Below are 20,337 nucleotides of genomic sequence, written 5' to 3'. Positions count from 1 at the left end.
CTACTCCCCCTGATGACTGTGTGAAACGTAAAACCCGGCGTTAAACCTAAACCCGGCCGCCGGTGCCCTGGCGGGCCCGGCGCTCCGGCTAGTGTCCGGCCTCGTACCAGCTGGTGCCGATGCCGATCTGGACCTCCAGCGGCACCGACAGCTCCGCGGCGGCGCCCATCTGCTCGGTGACGAGCTTCTCGACGGCGTCGCGTTCGCCGGCGGCGACTTCCAGGACCAGTTCATCATGGACCTGCAGCAGCATCCGGGATTTCAGCCCCTGCTCCGCCAGGGCCCCGGAGACGCCCAGCATGGCGCGCTTGATGATGTCCGCCGCGGAACCCTGGATGGGCGAGTTCAGCGCGATGCGTTCGGCGTTCTCGCGCAGTTGCCGGTCCGTGCTGGTCAGGTCCGGCAGGTACCGGCGCCGGCCCTCGATGGTGGCCGTGTAGCCGTCCACCCGCGCCTTCTCCACCACGCCGCGGAGGTAGTCGCGGACGGCGCCGAACCGGTCGAAGTAGTCCTTCATCAGGGTCCGGGCCTCGTCCACGGAGATCTCCAGCTGCTTGGACAGGCCGAAGGAGGTCAGCCCGTACGCCAGGCCGTAAGACATGGCCTTGACCTTGGAGCGCATGGCGCTGGTGACCTGGTCCGTGGGGACGTGGAAGATGTTGGAGCCGACGAAGCGGTGCAGGTCCTCGCCGTCCTTGTACGCCTGGATCAGGCCGGCGTCGCCGGAGAGGTGCGCCATGATGCGCATCTCGATCTGCGAGTAGTCGGCGGAGAGCAAGCACTCATACCCGTCGCTGACCACGAAGATGCCGCGCACGCGCCGGCCCTCCTCGCTGCGGATCGGGATGTTCTGCAGGTTCGGGTTGTTCGAGGAGATCCGGCCGGTGGCGGCAACGTTCTGCGCGTAGGTGGTGTGGATCCGGCCGTCCTCCGCCACGGACTTCTTCAGCGACTCGAGCATCTGCCGGAGCTTGGAGGATTCGCGGTGCGCCATCAGCTGGACCAGGAACTCGTGCCCCGTCTTCTCGAGCAGGTTTTTCAGCGACGCGGCGTCCGTGGTGTACCCGGACTTGATCTTCTTGGTCTTGGGCAGGCCGAGTTCCTCGAACAGCACCGTCTGCAGCTGCTTGGGCGAGCCGAGGTTCACCTCGTGGCCGATCGCGGCGAAGGCCTGCTGCTGGGCGTTGTCGATCACCCGGGCCAGGTCGGAGAGCTGCTCGTCCATGCGCTGCATGTCGATGCCGATGCCCGCGAGTTCCATGTCCGCCAGGACGCGGCTGACCGGCAGTTCCAGGGTGGTCAGCAGGTCCAGGGCGCCGCGGTCCCTGAGTTCGTCTTCGAAGAATCGGCTTAGGGCCTGGACGACGGCGGCGACGTGCACCAACGCGCCGGCCGAGGCCTCGTCGTCGCCGTCGAACGCCAGCTCCAGCTGCCCCGCCTTCGCCTCCTCCTTGGAGACGGTGAGGTTCAGGTGGTGCTGGGCCAGTTCGGCGAGCTCGTAGCTGCGGCGGTCCGGCTGGATAAGGTAGCCGGAGATGGCGGTGTCATCGACCACGCCGTCCAGCTCCATGCCGCGGGCGGAGAGCGCCTTGAGGGCACCCTTGAACCCATGCATCACCTTCGCGGCCGAGGGGTCCCGGAGCCAGGCGGCGAGGACGTTCTCGGTGTCGGCGTCCTGGGTGGTGAGGTCGAGGTAGACGGCGGATTCGCCGTGGACGATCGCGACGGCGGCCGCGTCCTCGCCGATCCGGCCGGGAACCAGGTCCACGGCGACGGCGGCCCGCTTACCCTCCGTGCCGGCCAGGAACGTGGCGAGCTCTTCCGCTGTTGCGGGGACGGTGTAGTCCGGGGTGGCCAGGGTTTCGCGTTCGGCCTCCGTGACCTCGCTGCCGTAGAGGGCGAAGAGCCGGGTGCGGATGGTCTTGAATTCGAGGGTGTCGAAGAGGTCCTCGAGCGCGGCCTGGTCCGGCCTGGGGTCGGCCAGCTCCTCGAGCGTGACGGGCAGTTCCAGGTCGGTCCGCAGCCGGTTGAGCTTGCGGTTGCGCTTGACGGCGTCGACGTTCTCCCGGAGGGCGTCGCCGACCTTGCCGCCGATCGAGTCGATGTTCTCCAGCACGCCCTCGAGGCCGCCGTAAAGGTTGATCCACTTGGCCGCGGTCTTGGGTCCGACGCCGGGGACGCCGGGAAGGTTGTCGGCGGTTTCGCCCACCAGGGCGGCCAGGTCGGAGTACTGGGCGGGGCTGACGAAGTACTTCTCCTGGATGGCTTCCGCGTCCATCCGGGGAATGTCGCTGACGCCCTTGCGCGGGTAGAGAACGAAGACGTTGTCGGTGATGAGCTGGAACGCGTCACGGTCACCGGAGACCAGCAGGACCTCGAAGCCAGCCGCTTCGCCCTGGGCGGCGAGGGTGGCCAGGATGTCGTCCGCTTCCCAGCCCGGCAGCTTGATGGTCTTGATGCCCCAGGCGCCCATGACCTTATCGATCAGGTCGATCTGCCCGCTCATTTCGCGCGGGGTCTCGTTGCGGCCGCCCTTGTAGCCGTCGTATTCGGCCTTGCGGTGGGTGGTGTCGTCGGAGACGTCGAAGGCGACAGCGATGTGCGTGGGCTTCTGCTCCTTGATCAGGTTGATCAGCATGGAGGTGAAGCCGTGGATGGCGTTGGTGTGCTGGCCGGTGGCCGTGGAGAACTTGTCCGCGGGCAGGGCGAAGAACGCGCGGAACGCCATGGAGTGGCCGTCGAGCACGAGGAGCCGGGGCTGGTCCGTGATCGGGATGACGGGGGCTTCGGTGGCCGAGGGGTGGTCGGCGAGGCTGTGGCCGGCCGCCTTGGCCGGGGCCTTCCCGGCGGGGCTCTCCGCCGCCGGTGCGGCTGGCTGAAGGGTGTCCACTGCGGACGCGGAAGGGGCCGGTTTGGTAGTTTCGCTCACAGGTGCCAGCCTAGTTGGCATGATCGACAATTTCACGCCGGCCCCGTACGCCGCCGAACTGGAGGCCGCCGGCATTCCCGCGGAACTGCATGGCTGGCTGGGCCGGATGGGCGTCGGGTCCCTGGTGGTGAAGATGGGTATCAAGTTCGTGGAGCTCAGCCCGGAACGCACCGTGGCCACCATGCCCGTGGAGGGCAACACCCAGGTGGCCGGGATCCTGCACGGCGGAGCCCATGTGGTGCTCGCCGAGACCCTGGGGTCGTTCGCCGCGGCGATGCACGCCGGCCCGGGCCGGCACGCCCTCGGCGTCGACGTCGGCGCGACGCACCACCGGTCGATAGCCTCCGGCACCGTGACGGGAACGTGCACGGCCATCCACCTGGGCCGCACCCTCACCACGCACGAGATTGTCATGACGGACGAGCAGGGCCGCCGGCTCTCCACCGCCCGCATCACCAACCTGTTGCGCGACAACGCCCCCGACAACGCCCCCGACGCAGGCCAGTAGCCGCCGGGCAGGTCGGCCCGGCCCACCGGACTAGGAACGGGCGGGCAGCCGGTAGCGCAGCTCTACCACGCCCCGGCCCATCGTGCGGGATTCCAGGAGCTCCAGCGGCGCCGTCGGACCGGCGAGGGGCAGCAGCGGTTTGCCCCGGCCCAGGACCACCGGGATGACGGAGAGAATCAGCTCGCCCAGGAGCCCGGCGTCGGCGAACTGTGCGGCGAGCACTCCCCCGCCCACCACCCAGACGTTCCGGCCCTTTGCGGCGGAGCTGAGGTCGTCGGCGAATTCGGTGACGGGACCCCGCACGAAGGTGATGTCCGCCCCGGGCACGGGCCCGAGTTCGTGGTGGGTGAAGACCCAGCACGGGATGCCTGGGTACGGCCAGCCCTCGGACAGGTGGTCCAGCAGCCACGCGTAGGTCCCGCCGCCCATGACGACGCACCCGACGCCGGCGAGGAACGAATCGTAGCTCTCGGCGCCCCCGTCGAACCCGTCGAACTGCAGCAGCCAGTCGAGGCCGTCCGCATCCGTGGCGATGTAACCGTCCAGGGACGCCGCGACAAAGTACTGGAAGTCAGCCATGGGCCCAGCCTAGCCAAGGGCCCGCCGGGTTCCCAGCCCCGCGGGGGCCCGGACCCCGCCGCTACTTCGAGCCGCTACTTGGAGAAGTAGGGAATGATCAGGTACAGCCCGGCCAGGACGGCGAGGCCGCAGAGGCCGAAGCAGGCGTAGGACAGCGGCCGGACCCAGCCGGGCTGCTCGGTCCTGCTGTCGCCGGCGATGGCCGTGAGCCGCACCCCGAGTGAGTACAAAACGGTGATGAGCACCGCGGCGACGAGGGTCGCGCCGGCCACCTGGAAGAGTTCAAGCCATTTCATTTACTTACGGCCACCTTTGGACTTGTTGCCGCGGCTGACCGCTGCTGCCTTCTTCTTCGCGAACCGGATGGCCTGGCCGGCCTCTTCGACCTCGACGGCGTTGTGGCTGCCGACGTGGGACTTCCGGGAGGCGACGAACATGTAGACCACCGCGGCCGTGCCGGCGACGGCGGCGATGACGAACCCGACCGTTCCGGTGTGCACGAGCAGGGCGGTGAGGGCGCCGACGATGCCGGCTGCGGGGAGGGTGAAGAGCCAGCCGATGACGATCTTGCCGGCGGTGCCCCAGCGCACGGTGGTGCCGCGGCGGCCCATGCCGGAGCCGATGACGGAACCGGAGGCCACGTGCGTGGTGGAGAGCGCGAAGCCCAGGTGCGAGGAGGCCAGGATGGCGGCGGCGGTGCTGGTCTCGGCGGCGAAGCCCTGGGCGGGCTTGACCTCGGTCAGGCCCGAGCCCATGGTGCGGATGATCCGCCAGCCGCCGGAATAGGTGCCGATGGCGATGGCGAGGGCGCAGGCAGCGATGACCCAGAGCTGGGGTCCGGTGCCCGGTGCCTGGCTGCCGGCGGCGATGAGGACCAGGGTGATGATGCCCATGGTCTTCTGGGCGTCGTTGGTGCCGTGGGCGAGGGCCACCAGGCTGGAGGTGAAGATCTGGCCGGTGCGGAAGCCGCCGCGCTTCTGGGTCAGCTTGCTCCCGGTCTCGGGATCGTGCCGTGCGGTCAGGGCGTAGGCCAGCCGGGTGCAGATGTAGGCGACGATCGCGGCGATCACCGGCGCGAACACGGCGGGCAGGAGCACCTTTTGCAGGACGGAGGTGAAGTTCACCGAGTGCAGCCCGATGCCGGCAATCGCCGCGCCGATGAGGCCGCCGAACAGCGCGTGCGAGGAGCTCGAGGGCAGGCCCTTGAGCCAGGTGATCATGTTCCAGAGGATCGCGCCCATGAGGCCGGCGAAGATGATGTCCGGGGTGATCTGGATGCCGTCCGAGCCCTCACGGATGATGCCGCCGGAGACGGTCTTGGCCACCTCGGTGGACAGGAACGCGCCCACGAGGTTCAGGACCGCGGCGAGTGCGACGGCGGTGCGGGGCTTGATGGCACCGGTGGCGATGGGCGTGGCCATCGCATTGGCGGTGTCATGGAACCCGTTTGTGAAGTCGAAGAACAGCGCCAGTGCTATGACTAGCGCCACCATTACGGTGATTTCCACCTGTTGCCCAATCTGCAGAGTCGACGGTCAGCAGTTTCATTCCCCGTGGCGGCCTTGTCATTCACTGTTCACCCGCCGGTTGGCAGGTGCCACTTGCGCGGTTCACCAAAGCTGTCCTGAAACCCTATAGATCGTACGTGCCAACGGGGGCACGGCAAAACAGCGGGAAAGCCTGCCCCGGTACCTGGCGGCAGCCGAAGCGGCGCCGCCCGCTCAGGGGCGCGGGAGGTCTTCGCTCGTCCCGGCGTCGAGGGCGACGGCGATCCTGGCTTCCAGGGCCGCCGTCGTCGCGTCCGGAAGCACGATCAGCCCGTCCAGTTCCCTCCGCGCCCGCTTGTACGCCGTCTGCCGTTCGGCCGGGGTGGACCCGGCGTCGGAGGCGATCCGGAGCAGTTTCCGGGCGGTGGCGAGCCGGTCGCGTTCGGGGCCGGTGAACTTGCTGTCGCGGATCCGCCGGGCCTCGCGTTCGGCGACGTCGAAGGCCACCTCGAAGGCGTTGACGGCGTTCCGGTACTCGGCGAGCCGGGCGGCGGACAGCTGCTCCGTTCCTGCCGGGCGAAGTCCGTCAGCGTCCCGCTTGGCGCGCAGGAACGCCACCGTGAGGGGTTCCCTAACGTCGGTCATGGCCGGGAAGTCGATGAGTTTGCCGACGTCAAGCTCGTAGTCCAGCCAGCGGCGGTTGACGGCGTCATGGGCGTCCAGGACCTGTTGCACCTCCGCCCGGCTGCTCTGTTCCGCCTCGGCCTGCCGGTTCTTCAGCTGGTACAGCTCCACCCGGCGCCGGTGCCGCCGTTCGGTGGCCTTCCGCCAGGCGCCGGCCCAGCTGCCGCCCAGGGCGCTGAGTGGGAACACCAGCCACCAGTAATGGCCCACGAAGGTCAGTATCGAATCCACCGCCCCATCCTCGCACCGGCCCGGACACGGGAAAAGCCCCCTCCGTGGAGGGGGCTTCCCGTCGGCAGGACCGCTCAGTCGCCGTGCTTGACCTTGTGGACCCGTGTCACGACGGTGGGACACGGTACATTCAGGAGCACCGCGTGTGCGGTCGAGCCGAGCACCAGCCGGGAGAAGCCGCCGCGTCCGCGGCTTCCGATCACCAGCAGGCGCGCCTCCCCCGCCAGGTCCGAGAGGGCCTTCGCGGGGTCGGTGTCTGTTTCCAGGCGCTGATGGACCACCAGGTCCGGGTACTTGTCGTGCAGCCCGGCGACGGATTCGGCCAGCACCACCCGGTCCTCCTCGACGATCGTCTCGGCCAGTCCGCTCTCGGGCAGTTGCCGTTCCACCCAGCGGGCCGGGTTCCGGAACGCGAGGACCGCGGTCAGTTCGTCGCCGCCGCGGTCCGCCTCGGCGGCGGCGTAGGCCACGGCCTGCAGGGATTCCTCGGAGCCGTCGACGCCGACCACCACGCCCCGGTTGCCGGTGCCGCGCTGGGTGGGGATGACCGCCACCGGGCATTCGGAGGCGGACGCCACCTGCAGCGCGCGGTCCGTCATGGGGCCGCCGTCGAGCCAGTGCTTGTCGTGGCCGCCCACCACCACGAGGGCGGCAGACTGGGACGCCTCGCGCAGCGCCGCGCCCGGGCTGCCGTGCCGCAGTTCGGTGTCGACCGTGACGTCCGGGGCCTGCTTGGCGGCGGCGGCCTTGGCCTTCTCCAGCAGCTCCATCCCGGACTGGCGGATCAGCTCGTGGTACTGGAAGTCCGGGGACATCCAGCGGTCGTCCACGGCGTGGACGCAGAGGACCGGGGCGTTGTCCGCGGCGGCCCGTTCCAGCGCCCAGGCCAGCGCGGCTTCGCTGCCCGCGGACCCGTTGACGCCGACGACGATTGGTTTACTCATGCTGATCGCTCTTTTCCGTCGTAGGCCAGGCTGGCCGCCCCGCCGCGGCGGTCCCGGCAGCGCACCCTTCTGTGACCGCTGCGCCCGGACGCCGCACGAGCCGCTGCCGTGGCCGCTGCTGTCTGGCATGACGCGCCGGCCGCCCCTGGGAGCCGCCGACACCTCAGTGTGGCCCGGGTCCGCGGGGCGGGTTAGGGCCTTAAGCCCCGCACCTTTTCGGGGCAGGCACGCCGCTGCGGCAGGGGCTAAAAGCCGCTGGGCTCGGTCTCGAATTCGGGTTCGCGCGGCGGTCCCTCGTGGTGGACCGGCCGGACGGCGGAGGTCTCCTCGAGCCAGATCAGGGCGTCGTAGCGGTCCCCCATCCGTGTGGGCACGTAATTGCCGCGCTCGCGCTCCGGGTTGTAGACGACGCCGATCGCCCGGTGCCCCAGCCAGGTGCCCAGCCACGGGCCGGTGCGGTCCTCGCCGAAGTCCAGCACCGCGGGCACACCCAGCGCCTCGTGCAGGAACGCCTCGTGGCTGTCCGGCCGGGCGACCGGGACTTCCAGGATCCGTTCCGGGGTCCCCCAGGCCCCGGCGGCCAGCACGGTGCCGCGGTGGCCGGCGAAGCCCACCAGCGCCACCCCGTCGGCGGCGTGCCGCTCCCGCAGCAGTTGCCCCACATTGACCAGCCCGTCCACCGCCATGTCCGTGGCCCGCGCGTCGCCCACGTGCGTGTTGTGGGCCCAGACGATGCCGCGGGACTCTGGCCCCAGGTGGTGGCTCAGCCGGTCGATGCTGTCCGCCATGTGATGGTCCCGGACATTCCAGGACTGCCGGTCGCCGCGGACCATGATCCGGTAGTAGTGCTCGGCGTTGGCGGCGACCTCCGCGTTCTGGACGGCATCGAACGCGTCGTCGTCCTCGTGCTCCGCGGCGTCGAAGGCCCGGGCGCGGATCTCCCGGAGAAGGGCGACAACGTCGGCCTCGCAGGACTGCGGGACCAGGCGTGTGCTCCACGCGTACTGGTGCGGGTCCTCGTGGTGGGGCAGGAAGCACTGCCAGGCGCGCATCGCCGCGGGGACGGCGTCGGGCTGGTGGGCCTGGAGCCAGGCGATGATCTCCCGCAGCGAGTCCCAGAGCGAGTACACGTCCAAGCCGTAGAAGCCCACGCGCCGGGACAACGGCCGGTGCAGGTTCCAGGTCCGCAGCCAGTCCAGGAACGCCGCCACCTCCTCGTTCGCCCACATCCAGGTGGGCCAGCGCTGGAACCCCGCCAGCAGCGAATGCACGCCCTGTTCCGCCCCCGTGATGCCGCGCACCCACTGGTTGATCCGCCAACAGTCCGGCCAGTCCCCCTCCACCCCGATCCAGGTGTAGCCCTGCTCCTCGATCAGCCGGCGGCTCAACGTGGCCCGCCAGGTATAGAAGTCGTGGGTGCCGTGGGAGGCCTCCCCGATGGCGGTGAACCGGCAGCCGGCCGCGCGGCGGACGACGGCGTCGAGGTCCCGGTCGCTGCGCAGCGGCCGGGCCAGGGCGTGGATCTCGCTCAGCACCGCGGAGCGGGTGACCTGCGCGCTCACCGCGGGTTCCCCAGGTCGACCCGTTCCAGGTACTCCGGCACCCGGGCCCGCCAGCCCAACTCCCGTTTGATCCGCAGCCGCAAGGCGTCCGCGGCGTCCGGCTCGCCATGGGTGACATACGCGATGCGCGGGGCACGCGGCGCGGCCTTCATCCAGGCGATCAGCCCGTCGGTGTCCGCGTGGGCGGAGAGGTTCTCCATCTGGATGACCTCGGCCCGGATGGTCAGGTCCTCGCCGTAGACCCGCACGTTGCGCTCGCCGGCGGCGAGCGCCGCTCCCCGCGTCCCGCCGGCCTGGTAGCCGCTGAGGACGACGGCGTTCCTCGGGTCCGTTCCGTAGGCCGCGAGGTGGTGCAGCACCCGGCCGCCGGTGAGCATGCCGCTGGCGGAGATGATGATCATCGGTCCGCCGCGCAGGTTCAGCAGCTTCGAGTCGTCCACGCTGCGGGTAAAGGTGGCTACGGTGTACATGCCCCGGTACTCCTCGGGCCGGAGCCGGTGTTCCTCCGGGTGGCGCTGGTACATGTCCGAGGCGTCGATGGCCATGGGGCTGTTGAGATAGATGGGGATGTCCGGGATGGCATTCTTCCGCCGCAGCCTGGAGAGGTACAGCATCAGGGTCTCGGCGCGGCCGACGGCGAACGCGGCGAACAGGACCACTCCCCCGCGTTTGGCCACCCGCCGGACGATCTCCCCCAGCTGCTCTTCCGGGTCCGCCTCCGCGTGCTTCCGGTTCCCGTAGGTGGACTCGGTGACCAGGACGTCCGCCTCTCCCAGCGGCCGGGGCGGGTACATGAACGGATCATCGCTCCGGCCGAGGTCCCCGGTGAAATGGACCGTCTGCGAGCCGAACCGCACGTGCACTTGGGCGGCGCCGAGGATGTGGCCGGCCGGGACGAAGGTCAGTTCCATGCCGCCGCCGAGGTCCAGCGGGTCATCGAACTCCCTGACCTTGAAGCTGTTCAGCGACCGGACCGCGTCGGCCGCCGTGTAGAGCGGGAGGGCCGGTGAATGGCTGGCCGAGCCGCGGTGCGTGGCGTACTTGGCCTCCTCCTCCTGGAGGTATCCGCTGTCCGGCAGGATCAGCTTGCACAGTTCCGCGGTGCCGTCGGTGGCGTAGACGGGACCCTTGAAGCCGTCCCGGACCAAGGCCGGGACATAGCCCGTGTGGTCCAGGTGGGCATGGGTGAGGACGACGGCGTCGATGGAGTGCGGCGGTACGGGAAACGGGGCCCGGTTGCGTTCCCGGCTGCGTTTGTAGCCCTGGAACAGCCCGCAGTCCACCAGGACGCGGCGGCCGCCGGATTCGAGCAGGTACCGGGAACCGGTCACGGTGTCTGTCGCACCGAGGAACCGCAGGGAAGGCCGGTCGTGTGTCATGGTGCGTTCCGTTCCCGAGTCCGTCACCCCCACCTTCCGCGCAATCGCCCACGCTCCCTAGGGCCGAAAGTCACGGCGCCGCGGCGCCCCTCGCCACCGTGCGGACAGCCCGCCGGGACCACCCACTGGCATCGCAAATCGGGCACGGCCGTCTCCGGGACCCGATACCGGGCAGTAGGCTTTTTTGGGGTGGCCGACTTGTCCCGCAGCCGCCGCAAACCACTGCCCCGGACCCGTCAGCGGCCGGACCCCCTCCCCACGGCAAGGACCAGGCATGAAGCAGAAATCTCTTCCGGAACCACAGGTGCCGGGCCTCCCGTGGGCGGACCGGCCCTGGACCGCCCACTACAGCGACGGCGTTCCGGCCAACCTGGTGCTGCCCGCCGGGTCACTGGTGGACATGATGGAGGAGTCCGTCCGGCGCTACGGCAGCCGGACGGCGCTGGAGTTCTTCGGGGCGCGGACCAGCTACCGGGAGCTCGGCGCCCAGGTCAACCGTGTGGCCGCCGGATTGCAGAAGCTGGGGGTGTCCGCCGGGGACCGGGTGGCCCTGGTCCTGCCCAACTGCCCGCAGCACGTCATTGCTTTCTACGCGGTGCTGCGCCTGGGCGCCGTCGTCGTCGAACACAACCCCCTGTACACGGACCGCGAGCTGCGCCATCAGTTCGAGGACCACGGCGCCACCGTCGCGATCGTCTGGGACAAGGCCGTGGACCGGGTGCTGCGGCTGCCGGCTGACATCGGCGTCCGCACCGTGGTGTCGGTCGAGCGCACCGTGGTGTCGGTCGAGCTGATCCCGGCCATGCCGCTGGGCAAACGGCTGGCGCTGCGGCTTCCACTGCCCTCCGCACGGAAGGCACGCGCCGCCCTGGCCGCCGGGAAGCCCGCGCGCGGAACCCGGGCCGCCGTCGTTCAACGGCAGGTGCTGCCATGGCGCCGGCTGCTGGACGCCGGGCGGCTCAAGCGGCGCCACCAGCGGCCCGCGCCCGGGGACCTGGCGGTCCTGCAATACACCAGCGGCACCACCGGCGCACCGAAGGGTGCCATGCTCACGCACGCGAACCTGCAGGCCAACGCCGCGCAGGGCCGCGCCTGGGTACCCGGCCTCCAGGACGGCAAGGAAACCGTCTACGCCGTCCTGCCGATGTTCCATGCCTACGGGCTCACGCTCTGCATGACCTTTTCGCTGAGCATCGGGGCGCGGCTGGTGCTCTTCCCGAAGTTCGACGCCGGCCTGGTCCTGAAGGCGCACCGGCGCTCGCCGGCGACGTTCCTGCCCGCCGTCCCGCCGATCTATGACCGGCTCGCCGCGGAGGCCGAGCGCCGGGGCGTGAGTCTGCGCGGCATCCGGTACTCCATCTCCGGGGCCATGAACCTCCCGGTGGCCACGGTGGAGACCTGGGAAAAGGCCACCGGCGGGTACCTGATCGAAGGCTACGGCCTGACCGAGACCTCGCCGATCTCCGTGGGCAACCCCTTCGGCCCGAGCCGCAAGCCCGGCACCGTGGGGGTCCCCTTCCCGCTCACCGACATCCGCGTGGTCGATCCCCGGAACGTCCTCGTCAACCGGGCGCCCGGCGAACAAGGCGAACTGCTGATCCGCGGCCCGCAGGTCTTCGCCGGCTACTGGAACCGCCCGCAGGACACCGAGGAGGCCCTGCTGGAGGGCGGCTGGTTCCGGACCGGTGACATCGTCTCCGTCGACAAGGACCACTTCGTGACCATCAGGGACCGGATCAAGGAACTGATCATCACCGGCGGCTTCAACGTCTCGCCCACCGAGGTCGAGGACGTCCTGGCCAGGTTCCCCGGCGTCGCGGAGGTCTCCGTGGTGGGCGTCCCCCGGCCCGGCGGCGGCGAGGACGTGGTGGCCGCCGTCGTGCCCGACGCCGGCGGCACCGTGGACCCCGGAGCCCTGCGGGACTTCGCGCGGGAACACCTGGCCGCGTACAAGGTGCCGCGGCAGGTGGTGGTCATGGAGCGGCTCCCGCGCTCGCTGATCGGCAAGGTCCTGCGCCGGGAGATCCAGGCAACGCTCGCCGAACGCGCGGCCGAATAGGCCGCCCCCGCCGATTCCCCGCGGCGCTCCGGTCCGGCTGGGAGTCGTGTCTCACGTAGGCGGGTAGGGTGCGTAGAGGAGTTGTGCCCGCCGCCGGGCTAACGGCGGCGTCTGCAGAAGGGAAGTTGTCGTGGCTCGCAAGACACCTGAGGTACAGGAACCGAACGAAAAGGACCTGGAGGTCGGCGACCGGCCCAAGCACTGGGCGGCCGGAGTTCCCGGCGTCTACCACTCCATGGAGCCGGCGATCAAGCAGATGGGTCCCAACCGGACCCGCAAAACGGTCCTCAAGATGAACCAGAAGGACGGCTTCGACTGCCCCAGCTGCGCCTGGCCGGACCCGCACCACCGCAAGGCGTTCGAGTTCTGCGAGAACGGCGCCAAGGCCGTCACCTGGGAGGCGACGCCGCTGGTGATTCCGTCGTCGTTCTGGTCCGAGCACTCGGTCAGCGAACTGCGCGACCGGTCCGACTACTGGCTCGGCATGCAGGGCCGCCTCACCGAACCGGTGTTCAAGGCCGCCGGCGAAGACCACTACAGCCCCGTCTCCTGGGATGAGGCAATCCGGATCGTCACGGACAAGCTCCACGGCCTGGGTTCCCCGGACGAGGCGGCCTTCTACACCAGCGGTCGCACCTCCAACGAGGCGGCCTTCCTCTACCAGCTGCTGGTGCGCGGCTACGGCACCAACAACCTGCCGGACTGCTCCAACATGTGCCACGAGTCCTCCGGCTGGGCGATGGGCCAGACCATCGGCATCGGCAAGGCGACCGTGAACTTCGACGACTACGCCGACGCGGACCTGATCATCATCATGGGCCAGAACCCGGGCACCAACCACCCGCGCATGCTGACCGAGCTGGAGAACTGCAAGCACAACGGCGGTGAGATCGTGGCCGTGAACCCGCTCCCCGAGGCCGGGCTGCACCGCTACAAGAACCCGCAGAAGGTCCGCGGCGTGATCGGCCACGGGACCTCCATCGCGGACCAGTTCATGCACATCCGGATCGGCGGGGACATGGCCCTGCTGCAGGCCGTTTCCAAGCGCGTCCTCGACGCCGAGACCCGCAACCCCGGGACGGTCCTGGACCACGCGTTCCTGGCCGAGCACTGCGAGGGCCTGGACGAACTGAAGGAACACCTTGCGCAGCTGGACGAGCGGGAGGTCCTGGAGGCCACCGGGCTGCGTTCCGAGGAGATCGACGAGCTGGCCGCCCGGTACCTGAAGGCGGACAAGGTCATCATCACCTGGGCCATGGGCGTCACGCAGCAGAAGAAGGGCGTGGCCACCATCAAGGAGATCATCAACCTCCTGCTGCTGCGCGGCAACATGGGCAAACCCGGGGCCGGCGCCTCCCCGATCCGCGGCCACAGCAACGTCCAGGGTGACCGGACCATGGGCATCTGGGAGCAGATGCCGCAGTCCTTCATGGAGGCGCTCGGCAAGGAGTTCGACTTCGAGCCGCCGCGCGAACACGGCGTGGACGCCGTCGAAACCATCAACAAGATGCGCGAAGGCGGGATCAAGTTCTTCATGGCGATGGGCGGCAACTTCGTCGCCGCCGTCTCGGACACCAACGCCGCGGAGGCCGCCATGGCCGGCACGGAGATGACCGTGCAGGTCTCCACCAAACTCAACCGCTCGCACGTGGTGACCGGCGCCGAGGCGCTGATCCTGCCCACGATGGGCCGGACCGAGATCGACATCCAGGAATCCGGCGAGCAGTTCGTCTCCGTGGAGGACACCGTCTGCGCCGTGCACCCCTCGTGGGGCAGCGTGGAACCGGTCTCCCACCACCTGCTCTCCGAACCCGCGATCCTCAGCCGCCTGGGCAAGGCCCTGGTGGGCGACAGGATCGCGGCGGACTGGGACGGCTTCGAGAAGAACTACGACCTGATCCGCGACCACATCTCCCGGGTGGTGGGCGGCTGCCAGGACTACAACGAGCGGATCCGCCAGGAAGGCGGCTTCATGCTCGAGAACGGTCCCCGCGATTCGCGCACCTTCGCCACGCCCACGGGCAAGGCCGTGCTGACGGTGAACTACCTCGAACACGTCGAACGCCCCGAGGGCACGCTGATCCTGCAGACCATGCGCTCCCACGACCAGTTCAACACCACCATCTACGGGCACAACGACCGGTACCGCGGCATCAAGAAGGGCCGCCACGTGGTGTTCGTCAACCCGGACGACATCGCCGAGCTGGGGCTCGCGGACGGTCTTTATGTGGACATTCACGGCGTGCACGACGACGGCGAGGAGCGCGTGCTGCGCAAGTTCCGCGTGGTCTCGTACCCGACGTCGCGCGGCTGCGCCGCAGCGTACTACCCGGAGGCCAATGTCCTGGTGCCGCTGAACCACACCGCGGAGGGCAGCAACACGCCCATCTCGAAGGCCGTCATCGTGCGGCTCGAAGCCAGCGCGGACCAGCAGCCGGACGGCCCGGGACGCCTGCACGCCGCCCCCGGCGCGACGGTGTCCGCCTAGCATCTCTCCGGAAAAGCCGGCAGGCCGCGTCCCCTCGGGGATGCGGCCTGCCGGCTGTTGCCTGTGCGTTTTGTGCGGGCTACTGGGCCCGTTTGGTCCAGCCCTTCTCGTCCGGGCCGCCCTCTTCGCCGTGCTCGCACAGCTCGATCACCTTGTCCGCGGCGGCCGTGACGGCCTCGTCGACGCTCTTGCGCCCGTGGGTGGACGCCGTTCCGGCGGCGAAGCCGACGATGAAGGCGCTGACGGCGTCGGCGTGCGGACCCACGGCCTTGACCGATTCGTCGGCGAGCTGCACGAGCTTCTCGTGGTCCACCTCCAGGTCGAGGATCTGCAGGGCCTGGATCAGGCGCGCGCTCCAGTGCCGCAGTGAGCTGTCTTCATCCCGGGGCAAAGTCATGTACTACTCCTCTTCGTCGGTGCTGCATCGGTGCGTCCGTCGCGCGGTGTCCCTCAAGGGGTAGCACCGATCCGGGCGCAAATGAAACGCGACACAGCCCCCGGGCGGGAATGGATGTGCCCCGCGCGGCCGGGCGTAAGCTCATGCCATGGCGAGATTCTTCGATGTCCACCCAGACAACCCGCAGCCGCGTTCCATCACCCAGGTGGTGGAGCTGCTCAAGTCCGGGGGCCTGATCGCCTACCCGACGGACTCCTGCTACGCCCTCGGCGCGCAGCTGGGCAACCGGGAGGCGCTGGACCGGATCCGGGCCATCCGGCACCTGAACGACAAGCACCACTTCACCCTGGTCTGCAAGGACTTCGCGCAGCTGGGTCAATTCGTCCAGATCGACAACGACGTCTTCCGGAGCATCAAGGCGGTGACCCCCGGCAGCTACACCTTCATCCTGCCGGCCACCAAGGAGGTCCCGAAGCGGCTGCTGCACCCGAAGAAGAAAACCGTGGGGGTGCGCATCCCGGACCACACCGTGGTCCAGGCCATCCTGGCGGAGCTGGGCGAACCGCTGCTCTCCAGCACGCTGCTGCTGCCGGACGAGGAGGAGCCGCTGACCCAGGGCTGGGAAATCAAGGAGCGGCTGGACCACGTGGTCGACGCCGTCATCGACTCGGGCGAGTGCGGCGCGGAACCGACCACCGTGATCGACTTCTCCGGCGGCGCCGCCGAGGTGGTCCGCCGCGGCATGGGCGACCCGTCCCGCTTCGAGTAGCCGCACGGGTTCACAGGGTTAGACCCCGGCCCGGCTAGGATCGGGGCATGGCCCGGCTTACCGCACCCGACACCGCTTATCACGCCTCCTGGCTGGAGGCCTTTGCCGAGTTCGACGGCGCGCACCAGGACGGCGGCGGGATAGAGCATCGGCCCGACGCGGACCTGGCGGGATCCGCCGCGTTCGCCGACTTTGTTGACACTCTGCGCCGGGACGCACGACCGGAGACGCCCCGGAAACCCGGCTACGTGCCCTGCACATATCTCTGGATTGTCGAGGGCGATGAATTCGTCGGTTCACTCGCGGTACGCCACCACCTGAACGAGTTCCTCCTCAACGAGGTGGGGCACATCGGCTACAGCGTCCGCCCGTCGGCGCGGCGCCGCGGTCACGCCGCCGGAGCCCTGGCGGAGGCGCTGCCGATCGCCCGCGGCCTGGGAATCGATCGGGCACTCCTGACCTGCGACGAGGACAACGCGGGCTCCCGCGCCACCATCGAAAAGAACGGCGGCGTCTACGAGGACACCCGGAACGGCAAGCGCCGCTACTGGATCGGGACGGCCTAGCCCTTCGCCTGTTCGGCGGTGACGTCGCCGTCGCGTCCGTCGGCCCCGAGGGGACTGCGTCGGCCCAGCAACAGCACCAGGGCGGCGACGAGGATCACCGCCACTCCGCCGGCACCCGCAACGACGCCGGGCGAGCTCCACGGTGAGGGCCCGGCACTGTTCCCCACCGCGTTCCCAACTCCTGTCCCGTTCCCTAGCCCGGGGCCGGCCGGGCCCGCGGGAGCAGAGGCCGATACTACTACCGAAGGGTTTCCCCCGGTCCAGTGTCCGCCCCCGGGTTTACACTTAGATTCGAACATATATTCGAACTAAGGTGTGTTGTGGGCGCAATTATCGGACCCCGCGTGATAGACGCGGGCACTTCCCTCCTCTCCGTGCTGATCTCGCCGGTCCCGGTGGCGGCCGGCTATCCCTCGCCCGCGCAGGACTACTTCGACGGCCGCATCGACCTGAACGAACACCTGATCAAGGACATCACCAGCACCTACGTGGTCCGGGTCTCCGGGGACTCCATGGAGGGCGCCGGGATCAGCGACGGAGACGAACTGATCGTCAACCGGGCGCTGACCCCCGTGGACGGATCCGTCGTCGTCGCGGTCCTGGACGGCGAGCTGACCATCAAGCGGCTACGGATTACCCGCGACGGGGTGGTGCTGCAGGCCGAGAACCCGGCCTACCCGGACATCAGGGTTCCGTCCCTGTCCGAACTCGTGGTCTGGGGCGTCGCCACGCGCTGCCTCCACGTGGTTTAGGGCGCCGTCATGGCCAGGCCCGCCCCGATGCGCCAGCTGCCCCAGATCGCCCATGTGGACGTCAACTGCTTCTACGCCTCCGCCGAGCGCGCCTTCAACCCCGCCCTGGAGGGCCGTCCCGTCGTCGTGCTGTCCAACAACGATGGCTGTGCCGTCACGCGGTCACCCGAGGCGAAGCGGCTTGGGATTCCCCTCGGCGAGCCGTGGTTCAAGCTCGCCCCACGGGCCAGCGAGTGGGGACTGGTGGCGCTGTCCAGCAACTACGAACTCTACGGCGACATCAGCGCCCGGGTGATGGAACTGCTGGGCCGCTTCTCCGCCTGGCTGGAGGTGTACAGCATCGACGAGGCATTCCTGGGGGTGAAGGGCACCCCTGCGGAACTGCTGGCGCTGGGCGGACAGATGAAGACGGCGGTGCGACGCAACGTCGGCGTGCCCGTCTGCGTCGGCATCGCCCCCACCAAGACGCTGGCGAAGCTGGCCAACAAGTGGGCCAAGAACAATCCCGCCTTCGACGGCATCTGCCACTGGGAATCCGTGCCCGCCGCCGCCCGCGAGCGCCTGATGCGGAGCCTGTCGGTGATCGAAATCTGGGGCGTCGCCACCCGGCTGACCAAGCGGCTCAACGCCCTCGGCATCCACTCGATTCTGGACCTGGCCCGCGCGGACCCGGTGATGATCCGCGACCGGTTCTCCGTGGTCATGATGCGCACCGTCCTGGAACTGCAGGGCACCCCATGCATCCCGTTGGAAGAGGAACGCATCGGACGGGACCAACTGATCTTCTCCCGTTCGTTCTCCACCCCGCTGACCTCGGCCGCCGGGTTCCGGCAGGTCCTGAGCGTCTACGGGCAACAGGCCTCCGCCCGGCTAGCCCGGCACGGACTCCAGGCGAAGCTCCTCACCGCCTTCGCGGGCACCTCGCACTTCAACGCCCGGGACGTCTCGTTCCCCACGGTCAGTGTGGTCCTGCCGATGCCGACGGCGGATCCGGTGATCCTGACGCGGGCGGCGCATGCGCTGTTGCCCCGCATCGTGGACGGCGTGAAGTACGCGAAGGCCGGCATCATGGTCACCGACCTTCGGCCCACCGGGAACCAGGCACCGCTGTCCCCGTTCGAGAACCCGCACGAGGAACGCCACATCGGGAGCCTGGTGGAGGACATCACGCGCCGCTACGGCCGCGGCTCCATCGGACTGGGCTTCGGCGGCATACGGGGCGGACCGGACTGGAGCATGAGGCGGGACATGCTCTCCCCCCGCTACACCACCCACTGGGACGAACTCCCCCTGGTCAAGGCCGCATGACCACACCGGCCTATCAGCTAAGCTCCCGGCATGCCTTCTTCACTGTTTGAAACGGCCGTCCGGGACGGCGTCGTCCTGAAACCCCTGGAGCCGTGGCACGCCCCGGCCTTCGCCGAGCACATGGACCGGGCCCGGGACCACATCCGCCCCTGGGTGGGACCGGCTTTCGTCACCGACACCGTCGAGGGCGCCCGGGCCACCCTGCAGCGCTACGCCACGGCCACCGCCCGCGACGGCGCCCGCATCTACGGCCTCTGGGACGGGGACAGCATCATTGGCGGCGTCATGTTCGTGGCCTTCGACGCCGGCTGGGGCATCTGCGAGGTCGGCTGCTGGCTGGAACCCGGCGCGGTGGGCCGCGGACTCGTCACCCGCTCGGTCGCCCTGCTGATGGAATGGGCCTTCGAGGAACGCGGCGTCTCCCGGGTGGAGTGGCGGTGCCGGACCGACAACCTGCGCAGCGTCGCCATCGCCCGGCGGCTCGGCATGCGTTCGGAGGGCGTGCTCCGCAGCAGCTGGGTGTTCGACGGGTCCCGCTACGACAAGGAAGTCTTCTCGATCCTTCGCGGCGAGTGGGAGGCCACCCGCTCGGGGTCACGCTAGGACCGAGGCCGTCTCGGCGGCGGCCCCGGCCCCCCTCACCGCAATACCCGCCAAAATGCCCGGCGCCATCCGCACCGATGCGGAGCAGAATTAAGGCGGGTTGCTTAGGTCAACTGATTCGCCGGAGGTGGGTCATGGTCACCGGAAGAAAATGTGGCGTCGTCGCTGCGCTCGCGGCCCTGGTGCTGGGTGTGGCCGGCTGCGGCTCGGGAGGCGGCACGGCTCCCCCGTCCGGCACCTCCGCGAGCGCCGCCATGCCGATGGACACCGCCGGCACCTCGACGAGCACAGCCGCCTCAACAAGCACGGGCGCGTCCGCCACCACTGCCTCTTCCGGCGCGTCGACGTCACCGTCCGCCGGGGCCGCCATAACCATCAAGAACTTCGCCTACGGCCCGACCCTTGAGGTGGCGGCGGGCAGCACCGTCACGGTCACAAACACGGACAGCGCCGCGCACACCGTCACCGCCGATCAGGGCGGCGCCTTCGACGTCACGGTCAAGGGCAGCGGCGGCACGGCCACCTTCACCGCGCCGGGGACGCCCGGCACCTACACCTATCACTGCACCTTCCACCCCAACATGCACGGAACGCTGGTGGTCAAATGAGCGCCACCGCACACCGGGGCGTTGCCGGCCACCGGAGCCGGGGCCTTGCCCTGCGGCTGCTGACGGCCGGCTGCCTGGCCGTCGACGCCGGGGTCCATCTTCACCTGGCGCCCGGCTACCAGGCCGGCTCGCCGCAGGGACTCGGACAGGGCACGCTCTTTGTCGTCGAGGCGGCCGCCGCCGCGCTCGCCGCCGTCGCCGTCCTTTGGCGGGGTTCCCGGGCGGCGTTTGCCTTCGCGTTCCTCGTTTCCCTGAGCGCCTTCGCCGCCGTGGTGCTCTACCGCTACGTCGATATCCCCGCGTTCGGTCCCTTCCCCGCGATGTACGACCCGGTCTGGTTCTGGGAGAAGTCGATCAGCGCCGCCGCGGAAGGCCTGGGCGCGGTTGCGGCGGCCGCGGGGTTCGTCCGGGCCGGTCGAGGACGGACGACGACGGCGGCCTGAGCCCAACGCGGTGAGCGCGACTTTAGGGTGCAGGGACCTCA

The 20,337-nt window shown here is 69.5% G+C and carries 20 protein-coding genes; 10 read left to right on the top strand and 10 right to left on the bottom strand.

Annotated features, from left to right (window positions below; genetic code table 11):
* Positions 1 to 88: 88 nt before the first annotated feature.
* Complete coding sequence (polA, locus tag ACFVY3_RS07300) at positions 89 to 2,728, bottom strand: DNA polymerase I (protein WP_400159287.1); 2,640 nt, start codon at positions 2,726 to 2,728, stop codon at positions 89 to 91.
* A 220-nt stretch (positions 2,729 to 2,948) separates the two neighbouring features.
* Between polA and ACFVY3_RS07295 the strand changes: the two genes are divergently transcribed.
* Positions 2,949 to 3,437 (top strand): hotdog fold thioesterase, encoded by a 489-nt coding sequence (locus ACFVY3_RS07295; RefSeq protein WP_400159263.1) that lies wholly within the window; start codon positions 2,949 to 2,951, stop codon positions 3,435 to 3,437.
* 30 nt (positions 3,438 to 3,467) lie between these two features.
* On the opposite strand, the gene ACFVY3_RS07290 is transcribed toward ACFVY3_RS07295, so the two are convergent.
* From ACFVY3_RS07290 to ACFVY3_RS07260, 7 genes are all read right to left on the bottom strand, one after another.
* A complete protein-coding gene (locus ACFVY3_RS07290) occupies positions 3,468 to 4,016 on the bottom strand; it encodes a dihydrofolate reductase family protein (RefSeq protein ID WP_400159262.1) in 549 nt (182 codons plus the stop codon).
* Between the two features lie 74 nt (positions 4,017 to 4,090).
* Positions 4,091 to 4,312 carry a hypothetical protein gene (locus tag ACFVY3_RS07285; RefSeq protein ID WP_290257948.1) on the bottom strand — a complete coding sequence of 74 codons (222 nt, stop codon included), beginning with the start codon at positions 4,310 to 4,312 and terminating at the stop codon, positions 4,091 to 4,093.
* Positions 4,313 to 5,524, bottom strand: coding sequence for an anion permease (locus tag ACFVY3_RS07280; protein ID WP_400159261.1), 1,212 nt, complete (start codon positions 5,522 to 5,524; stop codon positions 4,313 to 4,315).
* A gap of 213 nt (positions 5,525 to 5,737) precedes the next feature.
* Positions 5,738 to 6,418 (bottom strand): hypothetical protein, encoded by a 681-nt coding sequence (locus ACFVY3_RS07275; protein WP_400159260.1) that lies wholly within the window; start codon positions 6,416 to 6,418, stop codon positions 5,738 to 5,740.
* Between the two features lie 74 nt (positions 6,419 to 6,492).
* A complete protein-coding gene (locus ACFVY3_RS07270) occupies positions 6,493 to 7,362 on the bottom strand; it encodes a universal stress protein (RefSeq protein WP_290257951.1) in 870 nt (289 codons plus the stop codon).
* 245 nt (positions 7,363 to 7,607) lie between these two features.
* On the bottom strand, positions 7,608 to 8,924 hold the full coding sequence (locus ACFVY3_RS07265) for an erythromycin esterase family protein (protein WP_377970638.1): 1,317 nt from the start codon (positions 8,922 to 8,924) through the stop codon (positions 7,608 to 7,610).
* Positions 8,921 to 10,303, bottom strand: coding sequence for an MBL fold metallo-hydrolase (locus ACFVY3_RS07260; RefSeq protein WP_400159259.1), 1,383 nt, complete (start codon positions 10,301 to 10,303; stop codon positions 8,921 to 8,923). The genes ACFVY3_RS07265 and ACFVY3_RS07260 overlap by 4 nt, the downstream gene beginning before the upstream one ends.
* Positions 10,304 to 10,577: 274 nt before the next feature.
* Here ACFVY3_RS07260 and ACFVY3_RS07255 point away from each other — a divergent pair, with 274 nt between their 5' ends.
* Together ACFVY3_RS07255 and ACFVY3_RS07250 are read left to right on the top strand one after the other, a co-directional pair.
* Positions 10,578 to 12,362: a long-chain-fatty-acid--CoA ligase gene (locus tag ACFVY3_RS07255; protein ID WP_400159258.1), complete on the top strand. Its 1,785-nt coding sequence runs from the start codon at positions 10,578 to 10,580 to the stop codon at positions 12,360 to 12,362.
* A 130-nt stretch (positions 12,363 to 12,492) separates the two neighbouring features.
* A complete protein-coding gene (locus tag ACFVY3_RS07250) occupies positions 12,493 to 14,850 on the top strand; it encodes an FdhF/YdeP family oxidoreductase (protein ID WP_400159257.1) in 2,358 nt (785 codons plus the stop codon).
* A gap of 79 nt (positions 14,851 to 14,929) precedes the next feature.
* Here the strand turns inward: ACFVY3_RS07250 and ACFVY3_RS07245 are convergent, their stop codons facing one another.
* Positions 14,930 to 15,247 (bottom strand): DUF6457 domain-containing protein, encoded by a 318-nt coding sequence (locus tag ACFVY3_RS07245; RefSeq protein ID WP_290257957.1) that lies wholly within the window; start codon positions 15,245 to 15,247, stop codon positions 14,930 to 14,932.
* 148 nt (positions 15,248 to 15,395) lie between these two features.
* Between ACFVY3_RS07245 and ACFVY3_RS07240 the strand changes: the two genes are divergently transcribed.
* Both ACFVY3_RS07240 and ACFVY3_RS07235 read left to right on the top strand, forming a co-directional pair.
* Positions 15,396 to 16,016, top strand: a complete 621-nt coding sequence (locus ACFVY3_RS07240) for an L-threonylcarbamoyladenylate synthase (RefSeq protein ID WP_364137490.1) — start codon at positions 15,396 to 15,398, stop codon at positions 16,014 to 16,016.
* Between the two features lie 47 nt (positions 16,017 to 16,063).
* Complete coding sequence (locus tag ACFVY3_RS07235) at positions 16,064 to 16,582, top strand: GNAT family N-acetyltransferase (protein ID WP_400159256.1); 519 nt, start codon at positions 16,064 to 16,066, stop codon at positions 16,580 to 16,582.
* Here ACFVY3_RS07235 and ACFVY3_RS07230 read toward each other — a convergent pair.
* Positions 16,579 to 16,749 carry a hypothetical protein gene (locus ACFVY3_RS07230; RefSeq protein ID WP_400159255.1) on the bottom strand — a complete coding sequence of 57 codons (171 nt, stop codon included), beginning with the start codon at positions 16,747 to 16,749 and terminating at the stop codon, positions 16,579 to 16,581. The two genes, ACFVY3_RS07235 and ACFVY3_RS07230, sit on opposite strands and share 4 nt — an antisense overlap.
* Positions 16,750 to 16,902: 153 nt before the next feature.
* Here ACFVY3_RS07230 and ACFVY3_RS07225 point away from each other — a divergent pair, with 153 nt between their 5' ends.
* The 5 genes from ACFVY3_RS07225 to ACFVY3_RS07205 all read left to right on the top strand — a co-directional run bounded on the left by ACFVY3_RS07225 (position 16,903) and on the right by ACFVY3_RS07205 (position 20,296).
* Positions 16,903 to 17,334: a LexA family protein gene (locus ACFVY3_RS07225; RefSeq protein ID WP_400159254.1), complete on the top strand. Its 432-nt coding sequence runs from the start codon at positions 16,903 to 16,905 to the stop codon at positions 17,332 to 17,334.
* A 9-nt stretch (positions 17,335 to 17,343) separates the two neighbouring features.
* A complete protein-coding gene (locus ACFVY3_RS07220) occupies positions 17,344 to 18,642 on the top strand; it encodes a Y-family DNA polymerase (RefSeq protein ID WP_400159253.1) in 1,299 nt (432 codons plus the stop codon).
* A gap of 30 nt (positions 18,643 to 18,672) precedes the next feature.
* The gene (locus ACFVY3_RS07215; RefSeq protein WP_364137497.1) at positions 18,673 to 19,245 is read left to right on the top strand and encodes a GNAT family protein; all 573 of its coding nucleotides are present in this window, start codon (positions 18,673 to 18,675) and stop codon (positions 19,243 to 19,245) included.
* A gap of 134 nt (positions 19,246 to 19,379) precedes the next feature.
* Positions 19,380 to 19,853, top strand: coding sequence for a cupredoxin domain-containing protein (locus ACFVY3_RS07210; RefSeq protein ID WP_400159252.1), 474 nt, complete (start codon positions 19,380 to 19,382; stop codon positions 19,851 to 19,853).
* The gene (locus ACFVY3_RS07205) at positions 19,850 to 20,296 is read left to right on the top strand and encodes a hypothetical protein (protein ID WP_290257965.1); all 447 of its coding nucleotides are present in this window, start codon (positions 19,850 to 19,852) and stop codon (positions 20,294 to 20,296) included. Before ACFVY3_RS07210 ends, ACFVY3_RS07205 begins: the two co-directional genes overlap by 4 nt.
* Positions 20,297 to 20,337 lie beyond the last annotated feature (41 nt).

It is taken from the genome of Arthrobacter sp. BPSS-3, from assembly GCF_044628475.1.
Classification (GTDB): domain Bacteria; phylum Actinomycetota; class Actinomycetes; order Actinomycetales; family Micrococcaceae; genus Arthrobacter.
This window is presented reverse-complemented; position numbering and strand designations above follow the sequence as displayed.